The sequence below is a fragment of the Limimaricola variabilis genome, from assembly GCF_014195545.1.
Taxonomy (GTDB): Bacteria; Pseudomonadota; Alphaproteobacteria; order Rhodobacterales; family Rhodobacteraceae; genus Limimaricola; species Limimaricola variabilis.
In genome coordinates this window covers 1-5,135 of sequence record NZ_JACIBX010000027.1, presented here as the reverse complement: position 1 = coordinate 5,135, position 5,135 = coordinate 1, and the positions used below count along the sequence as shown (strand labels likewise).

Genomic DNA, 5,135 nt, shown 5'->3' with positions numbered 1-5,135 from the left:
GATGGTCATGCGGACCATCACTGGCATCGAGATGTCCTTGCAGCCCCAACGCTCCGATCGGCGTCCCTCGTCCAAGTTCGCGCTCAAGCAGGCGCAGCATGGTGTGGCGTTTGCGATCTGCCTGAGCGCCGCCATACTCAAGGCCCATCTCGTTCAGGACCAGCAAGGTGCCGGGATCCGCCTGCGCTGCACGCGCAAAACAGGCGCTCAATAGCCCTGCGCCGAAGGCTCGCAGCAAGGGTCCGTCGCGTAGCCCCTCGCCCGTCTCGGAGAGAGGCTCGTTGACGACATCCCACGAATGAACACGGCCCCGGTAACGCCGGCCGAGCGAGCTGATACGGGCCAACGCCGCGCGCCGCGCTGCCGCCGGAGAGAGAGCTTCGAACCAATTTGGCAGCGCACCATGCCAAAGCATTGCGTGGCCACGCAGCTCCAACCCTTGTCGCTGAGCCAGCTCAAGCAGGGCATCGGCGCGACGCCAATCGGTGCGGCGCAGGGTCGGTCGCATCCGGTCCCACTGCAGCTCGTATTCCGGCACGATCAGACCGCAATCCTCCTGTAACGCCTGCACAAAAATGGAATCGGCGAAATCGCTCAGTGCCACCGCTGCCCCTCGCAGAGGGGCCGATCGTGGGCTATGTGGGTGCGCCAAAGACATGGCCGGGAACTAGATCGTCGCATGAAACCAGCAAACCACCTTCAGGCGCCATGATGCTGCGGAACACGCTCAACGCTGTCTACGCAGTCATCGTCGCGACATTGCTGTTCTCGGTGGTCCTGCAGATCTTGGGGGCCTGGAACACGCATCGGCTGTTCACTGCCTTGGAGAAATCCAATGCCGCCCGCGGCGAACTCAGCTTGCTGGCCATCGACTTGTCGGACCAGCGCCGCAGAGCCTATCTTGACCGACTTGGCGCGCCTCACCTCGAGATCGCCCCAATCCGAGCCGGCGTAACAAAACCGATGCTGGTTTCGGCGGCCACGGCCGTCGCCGAGCGCCCGGAACTTGCGGTGCGTGCCCAGGAGATCGACACCCGCCTTGCCGTTTTGCGGCAGGACGCGCAAGCAGGAGAGCTAGACGCCGATGCGCTGTTTTCCCGTTACACGGAAGTCATCGAGGAGGTGATCGCACTGCGGCTGGGCCTCCTGTCTTGGGAATTCCAGTCCGAGCCCGTCGCCCCGGCCAGCGCCCATCTGCGCCGCTACAACGGTCTGCTGCTCGAATATGTCGGCCGCAACGCGGCACTGATCACCGGTCAGGTCTTCGCGGGCGAGGCCTATTCCGAGGCAGTACTGAAAGCCGCGCGCGACAACCTCAGCCGCGCCCGATTTGCGCTCGAACAAATGCAGGAACAACTGCTTTTACAAGGGGGTGTCGTGACACCTGCGCTGGAACGGGTGATCCGCAGCTACGAGGACCGCTATTTCGTCAGTGCGGCGGCGGTCATTGAAGACATGGAGCGTGGCCGTGACCCGGCGGACATCGAAAGCTGGACCGCGTTCGAGCGAGAGGCGCGTGCAGCCAGCCTCGATTTCCTGACAGGGCTACTTGCCACCTCTGGCGAAGCCCTCGAGGACCTGACCCGCCGGTCGTTTGCATGGCTGCTGGTCTGGAGCGTGCTCCTCGTCTTGGCAAGTGGGACGGCCTTTTACGGTTGGTACGCCGTGCGCACCAGGCTGATCCAACCACTCGACGACATCCATGACGACATGCTGAAGCTTGCGGACGGTAGGCTCGACGTCGAGTTGCCGTCTGTCTACCGCGACGACGAGGTGGGGCGGATGCGTGACGCCCTGCGCATCTTCAAGGCCAATGCCCTGCGCCGTGCCCGCCTGCAGACCGAACGCGACAAGCTTCTCGGGCGCCTCAAATCGGCCTACAGGCAGCTGCGGCTCGACCTGCAAGCGGCGGCGACTGTGCAGGAGGCCCTTCTTCCCGACGCATCCAACCAAGATGGCATTCGGGTGCAAGGGCAGCTCAAACCATCACATTATATCGCCGGCGACACCTATGACGTGGTGCGTCGGTCCGACGGGCGGCTGCTGTTTTTTCAAGTGGATGTTGCCGGTCATGGCGCCCCGGCGGCGCTCGTCTCCGTCGGAGCCCACAACTTGCTTCTGCAGGCTCTGATCGAAAGTGATGACCGCGCGGATCTCGCGGCAATCGTGGCCAAGATCAATGCCGACTGGCCAGCCAGCATGCCATATTTCACCCTAGCCTTGGGCGAGATCGATATTCAGCGCGGCCGGGGGCGTCTGGTTCAGGCCGGCCATCCCGGCCCGATCCTCATGTGCCCGGACCGTCCTCCCGAGACGCTGGGCGATGGCGGCGTTCCGGTCGGCATTCTGACCGGAAATCATTATGAAGAGGTCGACTTCGATTTCCCGCGCGGGTCGCGGCTGCTGGTCTACTCGGACGGGCTGACCGAAGCAGAGAACACGCATAAGGAGGCTTTCGGGGAGGCCCGGTTGCATGCGATGCTTGCGCGAGCGGCGACGCTTTCGACTGCGCGCCTCCTCGACCGGCTCAGTGCCGAACTGCGGGGATGGCGGGGGTCGGACACGCTGGAGGACGATGTGACGCTGCTGGTACTGGAAGCGATGGGCAGAGATGAAGATTGAAGAACGCTACGAGCATGGGATCTGCGTCCTGAGCGTCGGGGAAAGCCGACTCGATGCCAGCCAGGCCCCCGCGCTGAAGGACGCACTTGTGCAGCGGGTCGAAGCTGGGCAGCACCAGCTGGTACTCGACCTGTCGCAGACCGCCTTCATGGACAGCTCCGGCTTGGGCGCCCTAGTGAGTTGCCTGAAGCGCCTCGGACCACGCGGCAACATGGCCGTGGTAGGCGTCAGCGGCGCGGTGCAGCGGCTGTTCACACTGACCCGCATGGACCGGGTCTTCATCCTCGAGCCCGATGTCCCCGCCGCAGTCGCGCGGTTGCGGGGATAGGCTAGTACGGTCATGGATTGGTCCCTGCCCTGCGAGTTCTCCCGGATAGCCGAATTGACGACAGCAGTGCGCCAAGCGACCGAGCCCGTCATCGGCAGCGAGGCCAGCGAGATGCTCGAGATGGCGCTGGCCGAAGCTCTCAACAACATCGCTGAGCATGGTTATCCCGAGCGCCGGGGTCCCGGACCGGTCACCTTGCATCTCGAACCCGAGGCAACCCATGCGGTCACGGTGACGCTGGAGGACCGGGGCCGGCCGATCCCAATCGCCGCGTTCGAGGCCGGGCAAGACGGAGTGGCCGAGTTTGACCCGGATCGGATTGAAGACCTGCCTGAGGGTGGCATGGGGCTAGGGCTGATCCATATGCTGATCGATGAGATCAGCTATTCCAGCCAGGGCGGCCGCAACCGGCTAGTGCTCCGACAGCACCGCCGGGCCGCGCCAGCCTAGCGCGCCGCAATCTCCGGATTGTCGCTGTCCGCAAGATCAGGATAGAGCAAGGCGATCTGAGCCCGCGCCGCACGCAGGGCCGGGCTGGCTTCCCCCGGCCAGGCCGCGACCCGTTCCACCTCTGCCCTAGCTGCACCCAGAGAGATCCGGCCACTCAGGATGGCCGTCGACAGCGCAACTAGATGCGCCGCTCGCCGATCCGGATCCGCGGGTCCGACTTCGCCCGCAGCCCGGAGCTCGTCCAGTAGCCCATCGATGGTGTCGGCGTAGCCCTGCGGCAGATCGGGCGCGCGCACACCTGCCGCCAGAAGCCGGGCATTGATGCGATCCTCGGTATCAAGCTGTTCGAGATGCACGATCACGGCGGTGGACACGGCGAGTGCCAAGATCCAGGCGATCTGGCCGCGAGCGGTGCGCAGCCCTTCGGTAAAGCTCATGCAGGCTTTCCTTCGACGATGGCGGTTTCAAATTCTGGATCGGGCTGCCAGACAGCGGCGCGGATGATGGGCAGCATCGACAGCGCGTTGTAACCTCCCCAGACCGTGTTGGCGATCATGCCGCCAAGCGTGTAGCCCTCGACCCCCGTCGCGAACCGGGACCACCCCCAGATCAGCGCGACGACGATCGCGACCACCAGCCCGATCTGCCATTTCACCAGATGCAGGAAGCGCCCGCCCTGTCGGTCCTTGGGCGTGACCGGAAACGATATTTTCTGCTTCTTCAGCACCGTCCAGAGGGCACGAAGATTGAGCGGGAAGGCCGCGATATACCAGGCCCGTCCGCGGGCCACCGACACACCCCAAAGTCCGACCAGCATGGCGAACTCGTTCAAGAGCAGAAACGGGCCGATGTGAAGGAAGAAGTCGAGGGAATAGCCGTTGAGCGGCGCGATGCCAGTCAGCATGAAGATGATCGGGGCGAGGATGAAGACCACGTTCCAGAGTGGCGACAGGTAGGAGTAAAAGGTCGAGCCGTACATGATCCGCTGGCCGAGCGTCAGGCCCGGTCGGAACAGCGGGTTGTCGGTCCGCAGGATATCGAGCGTGCCGCCGGCATATTTGAAGCGCTGGATCGTCCAACTCAGCAGGTCGCTGGGCGACAGCATGCGGCTTAGCACGGTCGGATGCTGGACTGACTTCCAGCCGCGCTCAATGTCACGGTGAAGAGCGATCGAAGTGTAGATGTCTTCCGAGACGTGGAACTTGTAGGGTGTGAACTCGGCCTCGAGCGCACTCTGCCAGCGCTGCGCATCCTGCAGGCCCGGCGCGAGTTCTCTCTCGCCGGTGACGCGACGCAACTCTGTCGCGTCCCGGCGCAGCGCCGCCTCGATGCCGGCCGACCACTGCCGCAGGGCGCCCTCCATCACCGCATCGCGGCGATGCACCGAGCCCGCGCCGCAGCAGAAGGCGGCGTTGACGCGGTTCCGCCGGCGCAGGATGAAGTCGTAGAAGAGCTGCGGGTCGTTGCCGAAGGGATCTTCGCCTAACCGCACCGGCCCCAGCATGCGCTCCAACCCTGCACCGACCGCACCGCCCATGCGACCCAACCGGCGCTGCAGCCAGGCGGTGAGCGGCACGCCCGGGGGGATGTCGCTGAACCATTGCGGGGTCTGGACCCAAGCCATCTTGGGGTCACGGAAGTAGCCTAGTGTCTCCTCAAGGAACTCCGGAAAGGGCCGGGTATCAGCGTCGCAGATCACCACCAGATCGCCGGAGCTGTTCTCGAGCGCGTTGCG

General features: G+C 64.5%; 6 protein-coding genes. 3 read left to right on the top strand and 3 right to left on the bottom strand.

What is annotated here, in order from left to right:
* On the bottom strand, nucleotides 1-604 hold a 604-nt coding region (locus tag FHS00_RS17480; protein ID WP_183475376.1), incomplete at its 3' end, for an endo-1,4-beta-xylanase.
* 107 nt (nucleotides 605-711) lie between these two features.
* Here FHS00_RS17480 and FHS00_RS17475 point away from each other — a divergent pair.
* Genes FHS00_RS17475 through FHS00_RS17465 form a run of 3 tightly spaced genes read left to right on the top strand, consistent with a single transcriptional unit; the run spans nucleotide 712 to nucleotide 3,400 of the window.
* A complete protein-coding gene (locus FHS00_RS17475) occupies nucleotides 712-2,622 on the top strand; it encodes a PP2C family protein-serine/threonine phosphatase (RefSeq protein ID WP_183475375.1) in 1,911 nt (636 codons plus the stop codon).
* Nucleotides 2,612-2,950 carry an STAS domain-containing protein gene (locus tag FHS00_RS17470; protein WP_183475374.1) on the top strand — a complete coding sequence of 113 codons (339 nt, stop codon included), beginning with the start codon at nucleotides 2,612-2,614 and terminating at the stop codon, nucleotides 2,948-2,950. The genes FHS00_RS17475 and FHS00_RS17470 overlap by 11 nt, the downstream gene beginning before the upstream one ends.
* Nucleotides 2,951-2,962: 12 nt before the next feature.
* On the top strand, nucleotides 2,963-3,400 hold the full coding sequence (locus FHS00_RS17465; RefSeq protein ID WP_183475373.1) for an ATP-binding protein: 438 nt from the start codon (nucleotides 2,963-2,965) through the stop codon (nucleotides 3,398-3,400).
* Here FHS00_RS17465 and FHS00_RS17460 read toward each other — a convergent pair.
* Nucleotides 3,397-3,837, bottom strand: coding sequence for a hypothetical protein (locus tag FHS00_RS17460; protein ID WP_183475372.1), 441 nt, complete (start codon nucleotides 3,835-3,837; stop codon nucleotides 3,397-3,399). The two genes, FHS00_RS17465 and FHS00_RS17460, sit on opposite strands and share 4 nt — an antisense overlap.
* On the bottom strand, nucleotides 3,834-5,135 hold a 1,302-nt coding region (locus tag FHS00_RS17455), incomplete at its 5' end, for a glycosyltransferase (RefSeq protein ID WP_183475371.1). The genes FHS00_RS17455 and FHS00_RS17460, both read right to left, overlap by 4 nt.